The 22655-nt window shown below is 63.4% G+C and carries 19 protein-coding genes; 12 read left to right on the forward strand and 7 right to left on the reverse strand.

Annotation, left to right across the window (positions count from 1 at the left end; genetic code table 11):
* A complete protein-coding gene (locus VDP79_RS10345) occupies positions 1-2853 on the reverse strand; it encodes an EAL domain-containing protein (RefSeq protein WP_323018127.1) in 2853 nt (950 codons plus the stop codon).
* 312 nt (positions 2854-3165) lie between these two features.
* Between VDP79_RS10345 and VDP79_RS10350 the strand changes: the two genes are divergently transcribed.
* Genes VDP79_RS10350 through VDP79_RS10360 form a run of 3 tightly spaced genes read left to right on the forward strand, consistent with a single transcriptional unit; the run spans position 3166 to position 5430 of the window.
* Positions 3166-3963, forward strand: coding sequence for an amino acid ABC transporter substrate-binding protein (locus tag VDP79_RS10350; protein ID WP_323018128.1), 798 nt, complete (start codon positions 3166-3168; stop codon positions 3961-3963).
* 46 nt (positions 3964-4009) lie between these two features.
* Complete coding sequence (locus VDP79_RS10355; RefSeq protein WP_323018129.1) at positions 4010-4690, forward strand: amino acid ABC transporter permease; 681 nt, start codon at positions 4010-4012, stop codon at positions 4688-4690.
* A complete protein-coding gene (locus tag VDP79_RS10360; RefSeq protein WP_323018130.1) occupies positions 4687-5430 on the forward strand; it encodes an amino acid ABC transporter ATP-binding protein in 744 nt (247 codons plus the stop codon). Before VDP79_RS10355 ends, VDP79_RS10360 begins: the two co-directional genes overlap by 4 nt.
* A 3410-nt stretch (positions 5431-8840) precedes the next feature.
* On the opposite strand, the gene VDP79_RS10365 is transcribed toward VDP79_RS10360, so the two are convergent.
* Positions 8841-9734, reverse strand: a complete 894-nt coding sequence (locus tag VDP79_RS10365) for a DMT family transporter (RefSeq protein ID WP_323018930.1) — start codon at positions 9732-9734, stop codon at positions 8841-8843.
* 114 nt (positions 9735-9848) lie between these two features.
* On the opposite strand from VDP79_RS10365, the gene VDP79_RS10370 reads away from it, so the two are divergent.
* Both VDP79_RS10370 and VDP79_RS10375 read left to right on the forward strand, forming a co-directional pair.
* A complete protein-coding gene (locus VDP79_RS10370) occupies positions 9849-11300 on the forward strand; it encodes a PLP-dependent aminotransferase family protein (protein ID WP_323018131.1) in 1452 nt (483 codons plus the stop codon).
* Entirely contained in the window at positions 11297-12082 is a 786-nt protein-coding gene (locus VDP79_RS10375) for a uracil-DNA glycosylase (protein ID WP_323018132.1), read from the forward strand. The genes VDP79_RS10370 and VDP79_RS10375 overlap by 4 nt, the downstream gene beginning before the upstream one ends.
* On the opposite strand, the gene VDP79_RS10380 is transcribed toward VDP79_RS10375, so the two are convergent.
* On the reverse strand, positions 12023-13243 hold the full coding sequence (locus VDP79_RS10380) for a GGDEF domain-containing protein (protein WP_323018133.1): 1221 nt from the start codon (positions 13241-13243) through the stop codon (positions 12023-12025). The two genes, VDP79_RS10375 and VDP79_RS10380, sit on opposite strands and share 60 nt — an antisense overlap.
* Positions 13244-13433: 190 nt before the next feature.
* Here VDP79_RS10380 and VDP79_RS10385 point away from each other — a divergent pair, with 190 nt between their 5' ends.
* The 6 genes from VDP79_RS10385 (at position 13434) to VDP79_RS10410 (ending at position 17473) form a co-directional block, all read left to right on the forward strand.
* The gene (locus VDP79_RS10385) at positions 13434-14144 is read left to right on the forward strand and encodes an AzlC family ABC transporter permease (RefSeq protein WP_323018134.1); all 711 of its coding nucleotides are present in this window, start codon (positions 13434-13436) and stop codon (positions 14142-14144) included.
* Positions 14141-14461: a branched-chain amino acid transporter permease gene (locus tag VDP79_RS10390; RefSeq protein ID WP_323018135.1), complete on the forward strand. Its 321-nt coding sequence runs from the start codon at positions 14141-14143 to the stop codon at positions 14459-14461. The genes VDP79_RS10385 and VDP79_RS10390 overlap by 4 nt, the downstream gene beginning before the upstream one ends.
* Before the next feature lie 51 nt (positions 14462-14512).
* A complete protein-coding gene (locus tag VDP79_RS10395; protein ID WP_323018136.1) occupies positions 14513-14995 on the forward strand; it encodes a YajQ family cyclic di-GMP-binding protein in 483 nt (160 codons plus the stop codon).
* 152 nt (positions 14996-15147) lie between these two features.
* Positions 15148-15858 carry an FAD-dependent oxidoreductase gene (locus tag VDP79_RS10400; protein WP_323018137.1) on the forward strand — a complete coding sequence of 237 codons (711 nt, stop codon included), beginning with the start codon at positions 15148-15150 and terminating at the stop codon, positions 15856-15858.
* Between the two features lie 29 nt (positions 15859-15887).
* Positions 15888-16670 carry a type 1 glutamine amidotransferase gene (locus tag VDP79_RS10405; protein WP_323018138.1) on the forward strand — a complete coding sequence of 261 codons (783 nt, stop codon included), beginning with the start codon at positions 15888-15890 and terminating at the stop codon, positions 16668-16670.
* Positions 16671-16690: 20 nt separating this feature from the next.
* Positions 16691-17473: a MipA/OmpV family protein gene (locus VDP79_RS10410; protein ID WP_323018139.1), complete on the forward strand. Its 783-nt coding sequence runs from the start codon at positions 16691-16693 to the stop codon at positions 17471-17473.
* On the opposite strand, the gene VDP79_RS10415 is transcribed toward VDP79_RS10410, so the two are convergent.
* Genes VDP79_RS10415 through wrbA form a run of 4 tightly spaced genes read right to left on the reverse strand, consistent with a single transcriptional unit; the run spans position 17461 to position 20563 of the window.
* Positions 17461-18369: a Rossmann-like and DUF2520 domain-containing protein gene (locus tag VDP79_RS10415; RefSeq protein ID WP_323018140.1), complete on the reverse strand. Its 909-nt coding sequence runs from the start codon at positions 18367-18369 to the stop codon at positions 17461-17463. The genes VDP79_RS10410 and VDP79_RS10415 overlap by 13 nt on opposite strands.
* Positions 18369-18950 (reverse strand): protein-methionine-sulfoxide reductase heme-binding subunit MsrQ, encoded by a 582-nt coding sequence (locus VDP79_RS10420; RefSeq protein WP_323018141.1) that lies wholly within the window; start codon positions 18948-18950, stop codon positions 18369-18371. Before VDP79_RS10420 ends, VDP79_RS10415 begins: the two co-directional genes overlap by 1 nt.
* A gap of 17 nt (positions 18951-18967) precedes the next feature.
* Positions 18968-19930, reverse strand: coding sequence for a protein-methionine-sulfoxide reductase catalytic subunit MsrP (gene msrP / locus VDP79_RS10425; RefSeq protein ID WP_323018142.1), 963 nt, complete (start codon positions 19928-19930; stop codon positions 18968-18970).
* A gap of 42 nt (positions 19931-19972) precedes the next feature.
* A complete protein-coding gene (gene wrbA, locus VDP79_RS10430; RefSeq protein WP_323018143.1) occupies positions 19973-20563 on the reverse strand; it encodes an NAD(P)H:quinone oxidoreductase in 591 nt (196 codons plus the stop codon).
* Positions 20564-20807: 244 nt separating this feature from the next.
* Here wrbA and VDP79_RS10435 point away from each other — a divergent pair, with 244 nt between their 5' ends.
* Complete coding sequence (locus VDP79_RS10435) at positions 20808-22607, forward strand: ABC transporter ATP-binding protein (RefSeq protein ID WP_323018931.1); 1800 nt, start codon at positions 20808-20810, stop codon at positions 22605-22607.
* Positions 22608-22655: the final 48 nt, after the last annotated feature.

The raw sequence follows: 22655 nt of genomic DNA on the forward strand, positions 1-22655 counted from the left end.
TCAGGCTTCCTGACGCGGCCGATGCGCCCGCACGAAGGCGGCAAAATCCTCGGCCGGCAAGGGCCGGCTGTAGTAATAGCCTTGGGCTTCTTCGCAGCCTCTGGATTTCAGAAACTCCTGCTGCTCAATGGTCTCCACGCCTTCGGCAATGGTGCGCAGCCCCAGGCTGCGCGATAGCTGGATGATGGCGGTGGCAATCGCCTGATCATCCGCATCGATATTGATATCGCGCACAAAGGATTGGTCGATCTTCAGCTTGTGCAACCTGAAGCGCTTCAGGTAGCTAAGCGACGAATAGCCTGTGCCGAAATCATCGATCGCAAAACGCACCCCGAATGCGGAGAGCTCTTCCATGCGTTGCGCGGCGGCCTCGGGCGCTTTCATGGCGACGGCTTCCGTCAGTTCCAATTCCAGCAGATCCGCCGGTACCTGGGTCTCGGCCAGAATCCGCTGAATCTGGTCCACCAGATCCGGCTGATTGAACTGGACCGCCGACAGATTCACGGCAATTCGCAAAGTGGGCAGGCCTTGATCCAGCCATTGGCGCAATTGCTGCATGGCCGTGCGCAATACCCATTCCCCGATGGGGACGATCAGGCCGCTGGCCTCGGCCAGTGGAATGAATTCGCTAGGCGGCACACGGCCCCACTGCGGGGAATCCCAGCGCAGCAAAGCCTCGGCGCCCAGCACGGCGCCATCGCTGAATGCCAGCTGCGGCTGATACACCAGAGAAAATTCGTGATTGCTCAGGGCCTGCTTGAGTGCATTGACCAAGACCAACTCACGGCTGACATGGGCCTGCATTTCAGCCGTGAAAAACCCCACCCTGTGACGCCCCTCGCTTTTGGCCCGATACATGGCGGTTTCAGCGTTTTTGAGCAAGGCATCGAACTCCGCCGCGTCTTCCGGATAACCTGCCACACCAATCGTGGCCGAGCTGAAGATATCCTGGCCGGCCAGCTTCAGCGGCAAGGCGATCGCCCGTTGCAAAGTCTGGGCCAGCGCCAGCGCCTGTTGCCGGGTCGCGCTAGGCAGCACCGCTACAAAATCGTCGCCGGAATAGCGTGACAGGAATGCCGGCTTTGGCAAACAGGCGCGCAGCCGCTGCGCCATTTCCTGCAGCAAGGCATCCCCGATGTGATGGCCCAGGGAATCATTGACGGCCTTGAAATGATCCAGATCGATCCATAAGGCCGCCAGACCCACCCCGCGACGCATGGCATCGCTGCACTGCTCGCGCAACAAGGAACGGTTGGGCAGGCCGGTCAGCTGATCGTATTGCGACAGCAGCCGGACGCGCTCGACGGCTTGGCGCTTTTCGGTGATGTCCCCGTTGTGGGCCAGATAGTTGGTGATCCGGCCCTGGGCGTCTCGCACCGGGTAGATCAATACAGACTCGACATATTCCCGACCGCTCTTGCTGAGGTTGGTCCATTCCCCGCGCCAGGCCTTGCCCTGCGACAGCTGCGCCCACATGGCGCGAAATGTCATGGCCGGCGTACGGGCCGGTTTCAGGCGGCGCAGATTGCGTCCCAGGACCTCGGGCGCAGAATAGCCGCTGATGCGGGTAAAGGCTTCGTTGACGAATTCGACTCTGGCATTATGGTCGGTGATGATGATCGCCACAGGACTTTGCACGACGGCGGTCGACAAAGTGCGCAGGGCCTGTTCGCTTTTCACGCGGTCTGTGATGTCGCGGGAGATCACTGCAAATCGCGGAGCATGTCCCTGAGGGACCGTTTCCCGGGAGACCGAGAGCTCGAAATCGCGCCTTTTGCCTTGACCGGCATCCACGGTGATGACCTTGCCCCGCGACTGTCCCTGCGCAGCGGCCTCTTGTAGAGCGGCCCGGACGATCTGGGCATCTTTGGGCGACATGACCTCGTGCACGGTACGCCCCAGCAACTGGTCGGCAGGCATGGACAGGTCCTCGGGCCGGCTGGTGTGAACCGCCAGATAGCGGCCATCGGCATCCATATCGAAGACCAGATCCGGCATGGCATCGAGCGTAGCCTGCAGGTGCGCCTGGGATTCCTGCAGCAAGGCATAGGGCCGCCGGACTGCCTCGGTGAACACGGCCCGGTACAAAAACCCGTAGGCGATCACCTTGTAAATATGGCCGCACAAACTGTAGATATCCGTCACCCCCGTGTACAGGGTCAGGAAATATTCTCCCTGGGCCATGACGCAGGCGCTGACAAACAGATCACTGACATTGACACGGCGCGGGCGGCGCATGCACAGCCAGAATAGCGACGCCGCCAGCAGGTAAAGCGCGATCAGACTGTATTCGGCGTAGACCTTGAAGGCGGTCAGCCCCGACCCGGGAATGAACGACTGAGGTATCCAGTCAGGCGACAGGAAGTACAAAGCCGCCAGCCCGGCCACCAGGACCGGCATCCCGATCAGTTGCATCCCCAAAGAAATACGGGTCTTGCCGCCTTTCCAGGACAGAACCGCCGCCGCCAGCAATCCCAGCGCGCCCAACAGACGCGCCAGCAGCCAGAAATAGATGGATTTGTCCGGATCATTGGGCGTGATGAACCCTGGCATGCCTGGATAGGCCAGCAGATGCAGGAAATCCAGCAGCGCCACCCCGAAAAAGGCGCCGCCCAGAAGCGCCAGGCTGCCGGGCAGCGCTTCGTGGCGACTGCCCCAGAGCACCGCAAAAATCATCGATGCCGCCACTACCGAGACGACTTCCGCCAGGTTATGCAGCAACAGATAGTGAGCCAGCTGATGAAACGCAGCAGGAAACGTCAAATTGCTGATCAAAATCAGCAACACCATCAGGACGCTGATGGAACGGATGGCGCGACGCGCATCTGCCTGGTAGCTGGGATGTATCCGCATATCTGTTAGGGATGAACCATCCCGTCAATGTACTGACGGCCCTGCTACCTGACAAGTCGTTAAACCCCTCGGGCCGTCGCCAGCTCCGGCAGATCGACGCCCCACCAGCGCAGCGTGCCCGCCAGGTGCAAGCGCACGGCCTGCATGGCCAACAACCGGGTCGTGATCCTGCCTGCCGAAGAAGCTTAATAACCCTTTGCCATATGCTTAAAGTCTGAAAAACTTTGCAGGCCCGGTAGCAGCTCATTAGAATGAAAACCCATAAAAGACGTCGTTGATATAACAACACCGCTTAACTACCGAGGCCTGCTCATGAAAAAACTACCTGCTCTCGTCCTGGCTGCCGTCCTGCCCCTGCTGTCCGTGGCGCCCGCCGCTCAGGCGGCGACGGATGATCTGGCCGCCATCCAAAAAGCCGGCGTCCTGCGCATCGGCACCGAGGGCACCTACGCCCCGTTTTCTTTTCACGACCAGAAGGACAACCAACTGGTCGGCTTTGACGTGGATATCGGCCGCGCCATCGCCAAACAACTGGGGGTCAAGGCCGAATTCGTGGAAGGCAAATGGGACGGCCTGATCGCCGGACTGAACGTCAACCGCTATGACGTAGTCATCAATCAGGTGGGCATCACCCCCGAACGGCAGACCAAATACGATTTTTCCAAACCGTACATTTCCTCGGCCGCTGCGCTGATCGTGCGTGACGACAATGCCGCTATCAAGACCTTCCAGGATCTGAAAGGCAAGCGGTCCGCCAACACCATCACCAGCAATTTCGGCAAACTCGCCCAGCACTATGGGGCCGAAGTCGTGCCGGTCCAGGGTTTCAACGACGCCATCGCGCTGCTGACATCGGGCCGCGTGGATGCCACCATCAACGACGAGCTGTCGTTCCTGGATTTCAAGAAGCAGCAACCGGCCGCCAAGGTCAAGGTCGTGGCAACGGACACCAGCGCGGAATTCAGCCAATCGGGCGTGCTGCTGCGCAAGGACCAGCCGGCGCTGAAAGCCGCCGTCGACAAGGCACTGGACGCGATCCGCGCAGATGGCTCCTACAAGACGATCTCGGAACACTACTTCGGCGCCGATCTGTCCTCGCGGGTGAAATAAAGCCGCCCGTCTATACTGCGACACGATCTGAAAGGAGTGCCCGACCGTGCCAGACTGGCTGCATCTGATGGCAAATTCCCTCTGGCCGCTGCTGGTCGGGGGGATTCAATTCACCGTGCCGCTAGCGATCCTGTCCTTCCTGATCGGGCTGGCGCTGGCATTTCTGGCGGCCATCGCGCGCTTGTTCGGTCCGCCGCCGCTGGTCGCCCTGGTGCGCTTCTACATCTGGCTGATCCGGGGCACCCCTTTGCTGGTGCAGCTGTTCGTGATTTTCTACGGCCTGCCCAGCATCGGCTTTGTCCTGGACCCGCTGCCCGCCGCGCTGATCGGCTTTTCGCTGAACGTCGGGGCCTATAACGCGGAAGTCATCCGGGGCGCCATTGAGGCTATCCCCAAAGGCCAATGGGACGCCGCCTATTCCCTGAGCATGACCCGCGCCCAGGCGCTGCGGCGCACGATCCTGCCGCAGGCAGCCCGCGTGGCCGTGCCGCCGCTGTCCAATTCCTTTATTTCTCTGGTCAAGGACACCTCGCTGGCAGCCGTCATCACCGTGCCGGAAATCTTCCAGGCGGCGCAGCGCATCGCGTCCGTCACCTACGAGCCGCTGATCCTGTACACAGAAGCCGCCCTGATCTATCTGGTGCTATGCACCTTCTTGTCAGCCGCACAGACCCGTCTGGAACGCCACTTCAGCCAGCATGCGGTCTTCTCCGAGGGCCAGCGATGATCCAGCTGCAAGACATCCGCAAGTCCTTTGGCGGCCATGACGTACTGAAAGCCGTCAGCGTCGCCATCCCCGAAGGCCAGGTGACCGCCTTGATCGGCCCGTCCGGCAGCGGCAAAAGCACGCTGCTGCGCTGCGTGAACCTGCTGGAAACGCCGGACGAAGGCGCGCTGACCATCGGCACGGAAACCATCCGCTTCCAAGCGGGACGTCACCCGGACCGGCCCACCGTGCAACGCATCCGCCAGCAGACCGGCATGGTGTTTCAGAATTTTCAGCTGTTCCCGCACCAGACTGCGATCCAGAACATCATGGAAGGCCTGGTCACCGTCAAGCGCTGGCCGCGCGAGCGTGCCCAGGCGCGGGCGTGTGAACTGCTGGACAAGGTCGGCCTGCGCGACAAGGCCGATGCCTGGCCCGCCAGCCTGTCGGGCGGGCAGCAGCAGCGGATCGCCATTGCCCGCGCCCTGGCGCCCGAACCCCGCGTGCTGTTGTGCGATGAACCGACATCCGCCCTGGACCCCGGACTGGCGGCGGAAGTCGTCGCCGTGCTGGGCGACTTGGCCCAGGAAGGCATGACCATGCTGATGGCCACCCATGACCTGCGCCTGGCCGCCCAGATCGCCCGCCAGACTGTGTTTCTGGAAGACGGCGTCATTGTGGAATCGGGGCCGTCGCAAGCCCTGTTCCAGCACCCCCAAGACCCCAGGACACAGCGTTTCGTGGTCACGCTGCAGGGCTGAACGCGGCGGCACGGTTACGCGCAAGATTGAGGTAGAGCATGTCAGGAGCGTCCAGCCCCACCAGCGCAGGGTGAGAAAAATGCGCCTGATCGCCTTCAGGCCGGGTGTGTTTGAGAAGAGTCAAGATATCCAGATGCTGTCATGGAGAGATAATACGCTTGAAAGAAACCGCCGCGATAGCTGAGAACGGTGTACGGTCGTGATTGTGGCGTAGATTGCGATGCAAAGATTTTCAGGCCTGCTCCAGCACGCGGTGCATCCCGGTCGACCTCTCGAGCCCGGGTGCAACACCGGCGTGCTTCGCCGGCTGTGGTTTGGCGGCGCTGCCGGAGCTCGCGCAGGTGCTCTGATCGTGATGGCCGGGCGGGGTCTGGTTAGGTTGAAGTGAAAATTGGATGACGGATGGCGCGTTCCAGCACACCCCGCTTGGGAGGATTGGACGGCCCTGGGTTTCCGAACTTGCGTCCGAAGGGGCAGAGGAGCGAGCTGACCAGTTCCGAGTGCACTGGCCCGCCGCATGGTAGTGCGCCTGATGGTTGAGCCGAGGAGAGATATCCCCCGGTGATTTCGATCGAAGGTTTCGCTGTCCTGGTGGGTGGTGGTGTTCGGTGAGGCCTGTGCTGGCGGGGGAATAGTGGTGGTTTTTAGGTTAGCGGGCGCTGGCCAGCCACAGCTCGCACCCCGTGGCCGGTGGTTGCGGTGATGCCTTTGGTGCCGGAGGCGTGGCCTTGCCTGTGGTCATGATTGCCTGATATGGCCGTTGGAGGAGGCGGTCCTGTTGGTGAGAGGGGGGGGAGGCCGGGGGTAGCGCGCTGGGTGTGGAGGGGCGAGGTAGGGAAGGTGCGCTGTGCGGTAATGCGGCGGCCGGAGGGTCGGGTGGAGGGCTGAAAGCCGCTGTAGGGGGGGAGGGGCCCGGGGTAGGCAGGCGCGGGCCTCCGCCGAGAGGCATCCTCGGAGCCGCTAGATGGGGAGGTCTAGGTGGTGAAATGGGGCGAGGACCGGGGGCCGCGACATCGGGCGAATTGGTGGTGTTGGGTGTGGTTTTGTTTTGGCTTGGGGGTCCAGGGAAGGAGGGGCACGTGTGGTGTGCGGGTGTGGGGGGTGGGGAAGGTGAAGGGGATTGGCGTTGGCGGTTGTGCGGGTGGCGTATTGTTGTGCGGCGGGTGGATGGTTGCTGTTGAGGGCGGATTTGGGGAGTCGCGTCCCTGAGTCCTGCCGGGCGCCGACGCGGGTGTGATGTTGAAGGACACCGCGCCGGGGCCTGGATGGTGTGCATTGGCCGAGGGGGTACCGCGCGGGGATTGGGGGACCGTGGGGTGGGCCCCTTGTAAGAATATCGCAGGGCCGATACGGATATTGGCGCGTGGGACGAAAGACACCCGGGGGTGAGGGGCATAAAAAGGCAAATGGTCAGAATAGATGCCCGGGACTCGCGTGGAGAGAGGGAGCGGCGCCCGCCCCTGGGATTAGCGTCCCTGGAGCGGCGTCGCGCGCGTCCGGCATGTCGCGGGTCGCGTGCCCCGGGCGCTGTGAGATGGGGTGCGGGTAGGATGTGCCGGGATTGGTGACCTGGGGATGGGTGCTGGGTGGGGGTGTGGGGCGTGGCCGAGTGCGTCCGGGGGGGGGGATGGGTGCCCGTGGGGATGGGTGCCATTCCGTGGCGGGGTTGCTGTCCGGTTCGTGGATTGTGCCGGTGGCCCGCCGTCGGCGCCCCCGAGATAGGGGGAGGGGGTGCCGGGGGCGTGATGTGCCCGGGCGTCCCGGCTCTGATGCCGTCACTCCCGGCCGTTTTGCGAGGTGGGGGTTGGTGCGTGCTGTCCGAGCCCTGCAGCCGCGGGATGCCCTCGGGGGGGAGCGAATCCGGGCCCATGGTGCGAGACATAGATGGGGGTGCGGGTGGGGGGCGTGGGTGTGCTGGCGGCTCGCGCCCGGGGGACGCCCGTTGGGGCGGCGGTGGACGGGTGGTGGGCCCCGGGTTTGGGGCGCTTCGGATTGGGTCGTCCGGGCCCCATCCACCTTTTTTGATCGTGGGATTGCCGCCCGCCGCCCGATTGCGGGTGACCGGTCACTGCTCGGTCCCGTGCGGGCGGGCCGCCGCTACCGGACGGCGCCGTTTTGTGTCCCGGCGTGGGTGGCCTGTGCGCCGTATGGGATCGGGATTGCGGCGGTCGCGTCACCCCCTTGGGGTCGCCGTTTACGATGGGTCGATGCCCGGGGATCGATGTAAGGATTGTTTGGGGTCGCGCCGCCGGTGGGGAGTGGGCCCGCGTTGTCGTTGCAAGCAAAATAAGGTTCCCGACGGCAGCCCTGTTGGTGCGGATTCTTCCGTCTGTGTTGTCCGTGTTGTTGTATTGATGTGATTGCGCCGGCGCCCAGTGCGCTCTTTCCTTGGTTTGGGTTACCGGGGGTTTCCTTGCTGTTGACAGCCCGGGCTGATGGGGGCACTGGTTCGATCTGGGAGGTTCGAGTTGAAATGTGGGGAGAGAAAAAGGGCTGTGGGGTCGCTGAGTGAAGGTAGCACCGGTTTGCACGATTGGTGGATCTGCTCGCTGCTGGCGACAGCGCCAGGGATACTGCCAGGCGACGACGGTTGGTGAGGCCGATTGAGTGATGAGCATGCCGAGAAGAGGAGAGGTGATCCGAGCGATGTTTGAATGGTTGCGCAATGTACGGTCGCGATAAAGAAAGCGAATTGAGGGCACTGCCCGATGCGAGAAATGCGTTGACAGATGGAGGATAGGGAAGGGTGTAATTGTTGTGTGCCGACACCCGCTTTGCGCGTTCTCCAGGGGTTCAGGGGTTGTTGCTGGATTGCTGGCGCATTTGATGTGATTGGGAAAATGACGAAATGGAGTAATGCCATGAGGTCCCGATGGCGCCCACCTGGATGAACGCGCTCGGGTGAAAGATGGACAAAAAAAGAAGGAGACCAAGCCGAAAACAAGGCTGAAGATCCGCACTGGTTCGTCCGCACAGGGAGTAATACACCGGAGATGATCGCAGAAGAGGACGCTGATCAACACCCCCGTGACGGTGAGACGTTCAGGAGGAGATGAGAGATTATGCTGGGTGCCAATCAAAGTGCAGAGAGAGACACTGAGGAAGGTGAATGTGGGCCGATGCGCCAACGTGCGGGGAGTCGGATCGGCAATCTGATGGTGTAAAACTGCCACCGTGATTGTGGTGGTGCGGATTGTTTTCCTTGGTGAGGGTCTTGCGTGGGCCGCTGGAGATCGAAAATTGAAATAAAACGAGCATCATGGATCGCGGATGAGTGCCCATCGGACAGAATGGAAGGTGTTGTTTCCGAGGTCCTCTCCGCTGGGAATCATATATTGTCGTGTTGTTTAGGGGATGCGAAATGCCACAAGATCTAGGGGAAATCCCCGAACGCGGTTACATGCCAGGGTTCAGGATGTCGCGCCCGGCGCCGACACCGGCGCGGCTGCCGTGTATTTCGCCCCGGCCACGCAGACCACGACAAATACAGTAACAGCGATCATCGTCATGGTCACAGACTCACCCAACAGCCAGGCCGACAGCAGCAAGCCCATGAAAGGCTGCAATAGCTGCAGTTGCCCGACGGCGGCGATGCCTCCCAGCGCCAGCCCCCGATACCAGAAAATGAATCCGACCAGCATACTGAACACCGCCACATAGGCCAGGCCCACCCAGGCAGATACCGGGACCGCCGCCCCATCCGCCGGCAGCAGGACCAGGGATAGCGGCAAACTGATCGGCAGCGACAGCACCAGCACCCAGCAGATCACCTGCCACCCCCCCAGGCGACGCGAGAGGCGTCCGCCTTCGGCATAGCCGTAACCGCAACTGAGGATAGCGCCCATCATCAGGGCATCGGCGCCCAGGGACCCGGACCCGTCCTGACTGAAGGCGAACCCCGCCACCGAGGCCGCCCCCAGCACGGCAAAAATCCAGAATGCGCGGGAAGGGCGTTCTCCCCCCAACCAGGTGCCGAAAATCGCCGTCGCCAACGGCAGCAAACCGATAAAGACCAGAGAGTGCGCCGAGGTGATGGTGCGCAGCGCCAGCGCCGTGCACAGCGGAAACCCCAGCACGACGCCCAACGCCACCCAGGCCAGCGTGCGCCATTCAGCCCCGGTCGGCCGCTGATTGCGCCCGATCATCAGCAGGCACACCGCCAGAATCCCGGCCAGCGCTGCTCGTCCCGCCGTCACGAACAAAGGGTCCAGGCCCAGGACGGCCACACGGGTCGCCGGCAGCGAGCCACTGAAAATCGCCACGCCCAGCGCGCCGTTGAGCCATCCGCGTGTACTTGCCTGCATCATCCTTCCCGTCTCTTCGATCCCTGATTGGGATAACACTATGCAGGCCTGAGCTTTCCTAAGCCAGATACAGTCTGGTACAGTAAGACGAAACTGTACTGGTATCAATTGAGCATGGGTACTTCCGTCGCCAAAACCGGCCGCACCACGCACGTCATGCAATACGTGCATCAGCGCATTGCGGCCCGCGAATGGCAGCCCGGCGCGCGCCTGCCGTCTCTGCGGTCCATGGCCCGCCACCAGGGGGTATCCAAATCCACCGTGGTCGAGGCCTACGAACGGTTGGCGGCCAACGGCATCATCCGCCCCCAGGCGGGCTCCGGGTTTTATGTCTCCGGCCCGCTGGCGCCTTTGGCAGTGGCTGAAATCGGCCCGCAACTGGACCGCCAGGTCGATCCCCTGTGGGTGGCCCGCCAGTCGCTGGACATGACTGCCGGCGCCATGAAGCCGGGGTGCGGCTGGCTGCCTGCCGACTGGATGCCGGCCGATGCCATCCGGGATGCGCTACGGCAATCCGCACGCGACCCGGACGCCGCATTGACCGATTATGCCGCCGCCCTGGGGCTCCCTGCCTTGCGCACGGCCATTGCCCGGCAACTCTCGGCGCGCGGCCAGCAGGTAGACCCCCGGCAGATACTGGTGACGGATTCCGGCACGCAGGCGGTCGACCTGCTATGCCGGTTCCTGATCCGGCCAGGGGATACTGTGCTGGTCGACGACCCCTGCTATTACAACTTCCTGGCGCTGCTGCGCGCCCATCAGGCGAATATTGTCAGCGTCCCCTACCTGCCGGACGGGCCTGATATGGACCGTTTCCGTCAGGCGCTGGCCCAGCACCGCCCCCGTCTGTATCTCAGCAATTCCGGCCTGCACAATCCCACCGGCGCCAGCCTGTCAGACCACAAGGCGCAGCAGATCCTGGACCTGGCACAGCAGCACGATCTGATCATTGTGGAAGACGATATCTTCAGCGCCTTTGAGCCAACGCCATCCGCGCATCTGGCCAGGCTGGACGGATTGGATCGCGTGATCCAGGTCGGCAGTTTTTCCAAGACCCTGTCGGCCAGCCTGCGATGCGGCTATCTGGCGATCCGCGCGGACTGGATCGACGCGCTGGCCGACCTGCGCACCGCCACGACATTTTCCGGCGCCGGACTGACCCAGTCCGTCATCTGCCGCTTGCTGCAGGACCCCGTCTGGCCCCGCCACATCAGCCTGTTGCGTCAGCGTCTGGGCCAGGCGATGAACCGGGCGGTTCCCCTGCTGCAGCATCTGGGACTGCAGCCCTGGCACCTGCCGCCCGGCGGCATGTTCCTGTGGTGCAGGCTGCCGGATGATATCGACAGCACCCGGCTGGCGACACTGGGCCTGCAGCACGGCCTGGTCCTGGCGCCCGGCAACGTCTTCAGCCTGTCCCAGACGGCAGGCGCCATGCTGCGATTCAACGTATCGCAGATGGACGACCCCCGCTTGCCCAGCCTGCTGACGGCGCTGATGATTCAGGCGCACAATCCTTCCGGCACGACCGGACACCACCGATCGCCCTCCTCGACAGACCTTTTATGACCGCCACACCGCACGACACCGAAGTCCTCAACGCCTTTACGGGTTCCTTGCAAACACAGATCGCCTCGCTGCCGCCCGCCTGGCGCAGCACGCTGGAAGCGCCGCATCTGCAAGGCGTGCTGGCCAAGCTGGATGCCATGCTGGCCGAACGGCTGGCGGCCGGCGCACAGATTTTCCCTCTGCGCCCGTTTCGCGCCCTGATCGAGACCCCGCCTGAATCCGTCCAGGTCATCATCGTTGGCCAAGACCCTTATCACGGGCCAAACCAGGCCCAGGGGCTGGCCTTTTCCGTACCCGATTTCTGCCCCACGCCGCCCAGCCTGCGCAATATGTTCAAGGAACTGGCCCAGGAATACGGAGCGCCTGCCCAAGCGCCGCGCAACAGTCTGGTGCGCTGGGCGCGCCAAGGCGTGCTGCTGCTGAACACATCCCTGACGGTGGAGGCCCACCAACCGGCCTCGCATGCCAAAAAAGGCTGGGAACACATCACGGATGCCCTGATCATGCGAGTGCTGCGCGAACCCCGCCCCAAAGTGCTGCTGCTATGGGGATCGCACGCTCAGGCGCGGCGTCAACTGCTGGAACTGCAGGCGCCGGCCGGCCCGGTTCAGGTGCTGATGTCCAACCATCCCTCGCCGCTATCGGCCCTGCGGCCGCCGCGCCCCTTTATCGGCTGCGGCCATTTCCAGCAAGCCAACGACTGGCTGCAGGCGCAAGGCGAATCAGGCATCGACTGGCTGCTCGCCAAGTCGCCCGCCGCGGCTGCGGGCTACGGCGACTGACGGCACATGGCCTGCGGCCTCGGCCACCGGCCACACCCGGATGCAGTCCCGCCCTGCGGTCTTGGCCGCATACAGCGCCTGATCGGCCCGCGCCAACAACCGATCCAGATCGTAGCCGGCCTGACGCGAGCAGGCGATCCCCACACTGACCGTCAAGCAGCACGGCAAGCTGTCGGTCTGCGCGGACAAGCCGCTACGGATCCGGGTGGCCAGTTCCTGAGCCCCCAACGGACCCAGATTCGCGGCGACCACGACGAATTCCTCACCCCCCAGACGGGCACGCAAATCCTGCGCATCCACCGATTGACTCAGGATCTGGGCGAAGCAGGCCAGCACACGGTCACCCGCCTCGTGACCAAAGTTGTCATTGACCTGTTTGAACCAATCCAGATCGCACATCAGCACGGCCACATCCACCCCGGACGGACGAGCCTGCTCCAGCAGGAGCTCCCCCTGCTCGAACAAGGCTCGACGGTTGGGCAATCCGGTCAGGACATCATGCAAGGCCGCGTAGCGGTAATTCCGCTCGGCGCGCGCCCGCACCATCATCAAGATGCTGAAGGACAGGCTGATGGCAAAGAACAGCCCTTCGAACATCACCAAAGTGAAATCCGGCCAGTTCCGCCAAATCTGCGGCTGCATTGGGCTGGCCGGGATCCGATACAGATAGAACAAGGCGTGGATCGCCAGAAAAACGATCAAAGGCGTTGCAACGCCTGGATAGCGTCGCCATTCAGGCCAGACCTCGGTCAGCGCCGCGCCGAGATAGCCCAGGCACAGAACCGAATAGGCGGCCACGCGCAGATCCGTGTCCGACAGGAAGGCCGGCCACTGACACAACAGCAGCCAGACGAGCGCCCCCGCCCCCAGCCAGCGCCAGGAAACCGGCCGGCCGCCGAAAACCCGCAAGCTGATCCACAGGCAGGCATGCCCGGTGATCATCAGCATATTGGTCACGATGATGGACAGGGTCAGCAGGTCCGCGTATTCACGCGTCACGCCCAGCAAGAACCCCAGGCAGGCCAGCCACATGCCGGTGGCGCACCACAGCAATGTGCGTTCACGCCGACCCTGTATCGCGGCCAGAAACGTCAGGCCGCCCACCAGAAACAGGACAAAGGCTTCTACAACGAGCAGGGTACGCGGGTCAAAATTCACCATGAGAGGCATGCTTGCTAAATAACAGGAACCGACCACTAACAGTGCGGCGCGCCAACATACTCACAATCTGTATCAGGTCACTATGATATAGGGCTTAAGGATACTTCAGTCCTCTTTCCGCCATGAATGCCGTCATCCGTATAATGGCCGGGCCTGCCCGATACCCAGGCCGCTACGATGCATGCCCACCATGTCACAGAATTCCAGCCCCTCTCCCCTTTCCATCCCCAGCCTGACCGCTCCGGTCGCCATGGGCTACATTCCGCTGGGCGCGGTGTTCGGCTTCCTGTTCGTCCAAGCAGGCGGCGATACCTGGCTGGCGATTGCCTCCAGCCTTTTGATCTATGCGGGCGCCGCGCAGTTCATGATGGTGCCCATGTTGGCTGCGGGGCTGCCCATCAGCGCGATCGCCCTGGCGACCCTGGTGCTGAACTTGCGCCATATCTTCTACGGCCTGTCGTTGCTAAACCACATGCCAGCTGCCCGCTGGCAGCGCTGGTACAGCATTTTTGCGCTGACCGACGAAACCTATTCCGTCCTGACCGCTCTGCCGTCCCAGGCTCGCGCCCGGCACATGGCGCTGGTCTGCGCCCTGAACCAAGGATGGTGGGTGTTGGGCACCACACTGGGGGCGGTGCTGGGCGCCCAGGTGCAGATCGGCCTGACAGGGCTGGATTTCGTTCTGGCCGCCCTGTTTGCCGTGCTGGCGGTCGAACAATGGCGGGTGCGACGCGACGTGCTGCCCATCTGGATCGCTCTGGCCGCCTACGCCATCGCGCTGCTGGTGTTCCCCGCCCAGGCGCTGGCGCTGGCCATCGCTCTCAGCCTGTTGGCAGCGGCCCTGCGGCCCGCCAGGCGGTCCGGCCTTCCCGCCACACCAAAGCAACCGGACGCCTCATGACCGATACCGGCTACGTTCTGATCATCATCGCTGTGATGGCTGCCATCACCCTGATCCTGCGGGCGCTGCCCTTCATCGGCGGGCACTGGCTGCGCCGGCATCCCCTGGTGCACAAGCTGGGCGATACGCTGCCCTTGTCCATCATGGTGCTGCTGCTGGTCGACACCGTCGCCGGTCAGGCGCGATCCAACCCCCTGGGGCCCTGGCAGGAACTGCTGGCGGTGGCTGTCGTGGTACTGATGCAATGGCGCACACGCCAGACCTTGCTGAGCATCGTCACCGGCACGGCGGTCTACGTCGTGCTGCGGGCGCTGTAAACCGCCAGCCCTTTACAATCAGGGCATTGCACTCTTGTCCAGGACACTACCATGCCCAGCTTTGACGTCGTCTCCGAAGTCGACAAACACGAACTGTCCAATGCCGTCGATCAGGCCAACCGCGAACTGGCGACCCGTTTCGATTTCAAGGGCGCCAACGCCCGCTTCGAACTGGAAGACTACGTGGTGAACCAATCCGCCCCCAGCGCCTTCCAACTGGGCCAGATGCTGGACATCCTGCGCGGGCGCCTGTCGGCGCGCAGCATCGACGTGCGCTGTCTGGACGTAGCGGACCCGCTGGAAAACCTGGGCGGCGCCCGCCAGAAAGTCACGGTCCGCCAGGGCATCGAGCAAGCCACCGCCAAAAAACTGATCGCTGCCATCAAGCAGGCCAAGCTGAAGGTCGAAACCCAGATCAACGGCGACAAGCTGCGCGTGACGGGTAAAAAACGCGACGACCTGCAGCAAGTCATCGCCCTGCTGCGCAAGACCGACGTGGAACTGCCGCTGCAATATCAGAACTTCCGGGATTAAGACCACACCGTCATCTCGCCGGCCCGGGCGGATACCCCTGACACCATCAGCGACACACCAGGCCCTGCCCGCCAACAGTCCTATACTATCGGCAGACGTTCCGCCCGACACGACGCGAACATGCGATTGCAACGACACCCAAGAGGCAGGCCATGACGACTTACGATGTCAAGCTCATCAGCAAACGGGAAGTAGCTGAAGGCACAATGGAATTCACGCTGGAAAAACCAGCCGGCCTGGAAATCCGCGCCGGGCAGTTCTGCGATGTCAAACTGCCCAGCCCCGAAGGCACGCCCAAACACGACGGCATGCACGGTTTTTCCTTCGTCAATGCGGCCTTTGAGCCCCACATCGCCGTCGCCACGCGGATGCGCGGCACGCCATTCAAGGAAGCCTTCAAGAACACCCCCGATGGCACGGTCGTCAAACTGATTGCGCCGTTCGGCGACTTTACCCTGCACAAGACCGACTCCGTACCGGCGGTGTTCATCATCGGCGGCATCGGTATCACCCCGGTGCGCAGCATGATCGCGCAGGCGCTGCACGACAAGACCGCCCACCGCCTGACCCTGATCTACGCCAACCGCACGCCGGCTCAGGCCGCCTATGCCGACGAACTGCGCCAGTGGGCTGGCCAGCATCCGAATTTCACCTTCGTGCCGGTCTACACCCAGGCGCGCGTGGATGGTGCGGAACACGGCCGCGTCGATGCAGACATGATCCGGCGCCACGTCCCCGACCTGGCGGCGCCCCGGTTCTACCTGGCCGGCCCCGAAGGCATGGTCAAGGCCACACGGGCGCTGCTGATCGCCATCGGCGCCAACGAAGACAATATCCGCGCCGAAGAATTCGAAGGCTATTGATCACAAGAAAAGGCCCGCTACACCCTTCCATGAAGATCGGCTTATTGCAATGCGATGATGTCGCCCCGGCCCTGATCGGGCTGCACGGGAACTATCCCGACATGATCCAGACCCTGCTGCACACGGTTGACCCCGCACTGAGCTTCGAGGTCTTCGCCTGTCATCAGGGCCGGTTCCCCGATATCGCCACCCGCATGGATGGCTGGATCACCACAGGATCCAAATGCGGCGCCAATGACGATGCCGACTGGATCGGGCAACTGTCGGACGTGATCCGCAGGCTCTGGCAAACACGCCAGCCTTTGGTGGGCATCTGCTTTGGCCACCAGATGATTGCCAAGGCCCTGGGCGGCCAAGTGGAACGCAGCCCCCTGGGCTGGGGGTTGGGCGCCTATCCGACCACTCTGGAACAGCAGGAGCCCTGGATGACGCCCTGGCAGTCGGCCACCCTGCAATTGCTGGCCAGTCACCAGGATCAGGTGACCGAGCTGCCGCCCCAGGGCCGGGTTCTGGCCCGTAGCGGCTTCTGCCCGATCTACATGATGCAGGTCGGCGACACCTGCCTGGGCATCCAGGGGCATCCGGAATTTTCCCGCGCCTATACGGCTGACCTGCTGGCCTCGCGGCGTGACCGGATCCCCCCCGAACGGCTGCAGGCCGCCCAGGCACAGCCTGCGCGGCGCCGTCAACGACCTGCTGGTCGGGCGCTGGCTTCTGAACTTCATCCGGCAAGGACGACAACATCGCGTCCAGCCCTGACGGCCATCCTGCCTGCTTCTGTTAGGATGCCGTCCTCTTCTTCACCTTCTTGAACACCAGTCACACTCTTATCATGCCTGCCAGCTACGCCTTGTCTCGCCCCGTGCGCACCCCTCTCTTGCATCGCGGCCTTGCGCTTGCTTTATTCGGTCTGCTCGCCACCGCCAATACGGCTCAAGCGAAAGACCACATCACGCTGGGCGCAGGCGTCATCGCCACGCCACGCTACGAAGGCTCGGATGAATACAAGGGCCGCACCATCCCCATCATCAACGCCCGGATCGGTCGTTTCTACGCCCGCACGGAAGACGGCGTGGGCCTCAGCCTGATCCAGAGCGAAAACCTGGCGCTGGAAGCCGGCGCGAACATGATGTGGGGCTATGGCGGGGACGATGTGCCGCCGGGCATCGGCGGTCTATCCGACGCCATCGGCGCCCGGTTGGGGCTGTCCGCCAATTTTTCAGGGGCGATCTTCAGCATCGCCGCCACCCAGGCGGTCACGCACCGGGATCGAGGGCTGCTGATCAAATCGCGGGTCGCCTACCCCTATGCAGCGACTGACCGCCTGATGTTGACCCCCAGCGTCACCGCCAACTGGGCCAACGAAAAATACATGAACGGCTATTTCGGGGTCAACAGCACCCAATCCAGCCGCTCGGGATTGGCTCAATACCACCCCACGTCGGGTCTGAAAGACGTGTCGCTGCGGCTGACCGCCGGCTATGCCGTGACCAAACGCCTCAAAGTCTCCACCGGCGTCGCCACGTCCCGTCTGGTGGGAGATGCCGCCGACAGCCCGATCGTCAAACAGAAAACCCAGTTTGAGACCCTGCTGGGCGGCAGCTATTCATTCTGACCGGGCGGCTGGCGCAGCATCTGTTCCATAAGCTGCGCCTGGCCTTCATCCAAGCGGCCCGCCTGCCGGGCCAGGGCGACACCGCGCTCGCACAGGCGGTCATACAGATCACGCATGGCCGGATCCACCGCCTGCAGGGCCTGCCGATGCAAACGCACCGTCCCGGCATCCCCGCGCGACACGGGGCCGGGCATGCCGCCCGCCACCCCGCTGCGCGCCATCGAGGCCAGGGTCCCGCGCAGCAAGGGCAATAAGGCATCCAAAGCCTGTTGTTCGGTTGCGCCCCAGGATTGCCACAGGCGCACGGCTTCAGCCAGCAAGACATGGATATGCTGCGACGCATAGCCGCCGGAGGCGTGGTAGCGCGCCCGCGCACCGGGCGGTAATGCCAGGCCCACGCAGCCCAGAAGGGACGCCAGTTCAGACAGACAGGCATTCAGCGCGGGATCCGCCGCTTCGATCGCAATCGTGCACCCCGGCAGGCTGCGCACCGCCGCCATCGGATCGGCCCCGAACGCCTGCATCGGGTGGAACCCTCCGATCAGGGCGCCTGCTTCGGCGGCCGACTGCAAAGCGGCAACGGATGTCGCGCCGCTGCAATGCACGACCCCCTGCCCCGCATGCCAGACCAGCGCATCGGCGACCTGTTCAATCGCCGCATCCGGCGTTGCAACGAACACCAGATCGCACTCATCGGCGACGGCCTGAGGATCCCCCGCCTGGCAGGCCGGCAGCAGCGCCGCCATGGCGCGCGCGCCATCCAGGCGGCGGCTGCCTACCCACGCCACCGAGGCGCCTGCCTGCTGCAGGGACAAGGCCAGCGCCTGCGCCAGCCGCCCCGCACCGATAAAGCCCAGCCGCAAAGATTCCAGCGGAAGCGGAGACACCAGATTCATCACACGCGTTTCTCTTTGCCAGCCCACCACCAATAGACCCGTAACCCCAGCAGAAGCGCCAGCAGACCGGCATACAGGCGCGGTTCCAGGAAATCGTTCTTGCCTGCCCGCATCCAGTCGAAATGCAGGACGGACAGCACTGCTGCAGGATAGATCAGCCAATGCAGACGCTTCCACCCCCGCCCCAGGCGCCGGATCCAGCCCCGGGTCGATGTCAGGGCCAGCGGCACAAGCAGCAGCACGGCCACCGCACCCACGCCGATGAAATCCCGCTGCCAGATATCGGTCCACATCGCTGCCGGATCGCCGCCGCGGTCCCAGATCGCCCAGGCGATCACATGCAACATCGTATAGAAAAATGCATACAGGCCTAAAGCGCGCCGATGTCTCACCAGCTGCCCCCAGCTTGCCAGCCGACGCAGCGGCGTCACGCACAAGACGATCCACAAGAGCGCCAAGGCCCAGATGCCGGACGAACGGGTCAGGAATTCCTGCGGATTGACGCCCAGGCCTTGCGTCGCCCCCAGCGCGATCCAGCGCAGCAAGGGAAACAAGCCCAGGCAGTGGATGCCGATAGTCAAAACCCTGCCGCTACGCATCAAAAATTCTGCCGCAGGTCCATGCCGGTATACAGGGACGCCACGGCATCCGCATAGCCATTGAACGGCTGCGTCGGCACACGCGGCGCGAAAAAGCCCGAGCCGATCCGCTGTTCGGTGGCCTGGCTCCAGCGCGGATGCGGCACGTCAGGATTCACGTTGGCGTAAAAGCCATATTCCCGCGGCGCCGCCCGCATCCAGCTGGTGACAGGAGGTTCGGACTGCAGACGGATATGCACCAGGGATTTGGCCGACTTGAAGCCGTATTTCCATGGCACGATCACCCGCAACGGGGCGCCGTTTTGCGCCGGCAAGTCGCGCCCATACACACCAAAGGTCAGCAGCGCCAGCGGATGCATGGCTTCGTCCATCCGCAAGCCCTCGGTATAGGGCCAGTCCAGAATGCCCTGGCGCACTCCCGGCATGACGTCGGGCTGCAAGGCTGTGGTGAACACCACATAGCGCGCATCCGCGGTCGGCCCGACCTGTTTCAGCAGATGCGAGAGCGAATAGCCGATCCAGGGAATGACCATGGACCAAGCCTCGACGCAGCGCAGCCGGTAGACGCGCTCTTCCAGGGGCGCCAACCGGCGCAGATCGTCCAGGTCCAGGGTCATGGGGTGCTGCACGGCGCCATCGATCTTCACGGCCCAGGGCTGCAGCGCCATGCGCCCGGCATGGGCGGATGGATCGCCCTTGCCCGTGCCGAACTCGTAGAAATTGTTATAGGTAGTGATATCCCGCCAGCGATTGGGCTTTTCCATCGTAGACCACTGGGCGTCCAACGGTGCTTCCAGCACCGGCCCGACGGGCGTATCGTCATCGGCGGCCCGCGCCAGCCCGGTGGCGCCCAGCGCCAGGGACCCCAGCGCGGCCTGCTGCAACCACCGTCGCCGCCCAAGCCAGATGGCTTCAGGTGTAATGTCGGACGGTGGTATGAAAGGTCCCTGTTTCGTACGCATGGTATCAACCCCCGGGCGGCAGGCGCTGCCAGCCCTGTTCACCTAGTCCAGCTTGCCTGCAAACTGGACCAGACGGCGGGCCTGGTAGCCGATGGCCGCACGCACGTCGTCGGTAAAAGGCGCCCCCTGGGTATGGCTATAGCCGTAAGGATTGCCGCCGACCTTGAAAATGGACGGATCCGTAAAACCGGGCGCCACCACGATGCCGCCCCAATGAAAGACCGTCGTGTAAAAGGACAGGATGGTGGCTTCCTGCCCGCCGTGCGTATTCTGCGCCGACGACATGGCCGACACCGCCTTGTTGGCCAGGCCTCCCTTGGCCCAGACGCCGCCCAGCGTGTCGATAAAGGCGCGCATCTGACTGGCCATGACGCCGAACCGGGTGGGGCAAGAAAACAGATAGGCATTGGCCCATTCCATATCGCCTGCGGTGACGGCAGGGATATCGGCGGTCTTTTCAGCCTGAGCCTTCCAGGCATCCTGGCCGGCCACCACCTGGGCAGGGGCCGTTTCCGGGGCTTTCAGCAACCGGACCTCGGCGCCAGCAACCTGGGCGGCCTCGGCGGCAATCGAGGCCATCTGATGATTGGTGCCGTAGGTGGAGTAGTAAACAATGGCAAGCCGGACGCTCATGCGAATCTCCTTAAGGGTTCGGATCAAGGCCGCTACACAGCGGCTTTTTGACTGTACGCCAAATCGATCCGGGTGTCGCGGCTGCTTCCGTCACAAGCTGTCACCGGCGCGCTGCGCAGCGATGTTCAGCAAAGACTTGCGCGTAGAATGGGTCCATCCACACAACCGACTGCCCACCCTGATTACGCCTCTCTTTCGCTGGTTCGAATCCCTGATCAAGGTCTTCCAGGAACCGGATGACCGCATGCCGCCCACGTCGGTGGGGCGTTTCTATGGCTTTTATCTGATCCAGGTCTGGCCGGTATTCCTGGCCATCCTGGTGGTCGGCCTGGGCGTGGCATCGATAGAAGTCGCCCTGTTCGGCTTCATCGGCCGCATTGTCGACCTGGCCAAGGAAATTCCCGAACCGGATTTTTTCCCCTGGCACGGCCGGGAATTGCTCTGGATGGCCCTGATCACACTGATCGCCCGGCCGCTCTTTAGCGCATTGCACGATCTGCTGGTCAATCAGACCATCGTCCCCAATCTGACCAATCGCATCCGCTGGCAGAACCACCGCTACGTTATCCGCCAGAGCCTGAGCTTCTTCCAGAACGATTACGCCGGCCGCGTCGCCAACCGCATCCTGCGCACCGGCGACGCGCTGCGGGAATCCGCCGTCCAGCTGGTGGACGCCCTCTGGTACGTGGTGGTCTACACCGGCAGCGCCATCGCCTTGTTCGCGCATGCGGACTACCGCCTGGCTGCGCCGCTGATCGCCTGGATCATCATTTATGCCGCCCTGCTGCGCATCTGCGTGCCGCGCATGAAGGAGCGATCCTGGAAGGCCTCGGCGGCGGCCTCAACCCTGATGGGGCGCATCGTGGACGGCTACGGCAACATCCTGACGCTGAAGCTTTTTTCACGCCGCCAGCGGGAAGAAGCCTACGTCGCCGAAGCGCTGGCCGAACACACTGAAAAGCTGGCCCGCATGACCCGCATCACCACGGCGCTGGATGCGGGCGTGACGGCACTGAACAGCCTGCTGATCGCCGGGACCTCCGGACTGGCCCTGTGGCTATGGAGCCAAGGCGAAGTCACGGTGGGCGATATTGCACTGTCCACCGGATTGGTCATCCGCATCAGCAATATGTCCGGCTGGGTCATGTGGGTCGTGAACAGCATTTTTGCCGACGTCGGTGCGGTGCAGGACGGCATCACCTCGATCTCGCTGCCCCGCGCCGTACAGGATGCCGCCGCAGCGCCGCCGCTGACCGTGACGGAGGGCGCCATCCAGCTGGACAAGGTGCATTTTCATTACGACCCCCAGCACCCGGTATTCAGCGGACTGGACCTGCGCATCCGCGGCGGAGAAAAAGTCGGCCTGATCGGCCCATCCGGCGCTGGCAAATCCACCCTGGTCAGCCTGCTGCTGCGTCTGCACGACATCCATCAAGGCAGCATCGCTATCGATGGGCAGAACATCGCCCGCGTCACCCAGGAAAGCCTGCGCGCGCAGATCGGCGTCGTCACCCAGGACACATCCCTGCTGCACCGATCCATCCGCGACAACATCCTGTATGGCCGACCCGATGCAACCGAGGCGCAGATCCTGCAGGCTATTCGCAAGGCCCAGGCGGACACATTCATCCCGGAGCTGATCGACCGGGACGGACATCGCGGCCTGGACGCCACCGTGGGCGAACGCGGCGTCAAGCTGTCTGGCGGACAACGCCAGCGCATCGCCATCGCCCGCGTGCTGCTGAAGGACGCCCCGATCCTGGTGCTGGACGAAGCCACCAGCGCCCTGGATTCCGACACGGAAGCCGCGATTCAGGACAGCCTGGACGCCCTGATGCAGGGCAAGACCGTCATCGCCATTGCACACCGGCTATCCACCATCGCCCGCATGGACCGGCTGATCGTGCTGGACCAGGGCCGCATCGCCGAAACCGGATCGCATGCCGAACTGCTGGCCCGCAATGGCCTGTATGCGCATCTATGGCGGCGGCAAACAGGCGGATTTGTGGCGGCGGACAGCCCGGACAGCCCGCAACAGCCATAGCCAACAGCGCGACGGGGCCGCCGCTACAATCCCAGAAACAGAAAGAGG

Source organism: Castellaniella sp. (assembly GCF_034675905.1).
Taxonomy (GTDB): Bacteria; Pseudomonadota; Gammaproteobacteria; order Burkholderiales; family Burkholderiaceae_B; genus Castellaniella.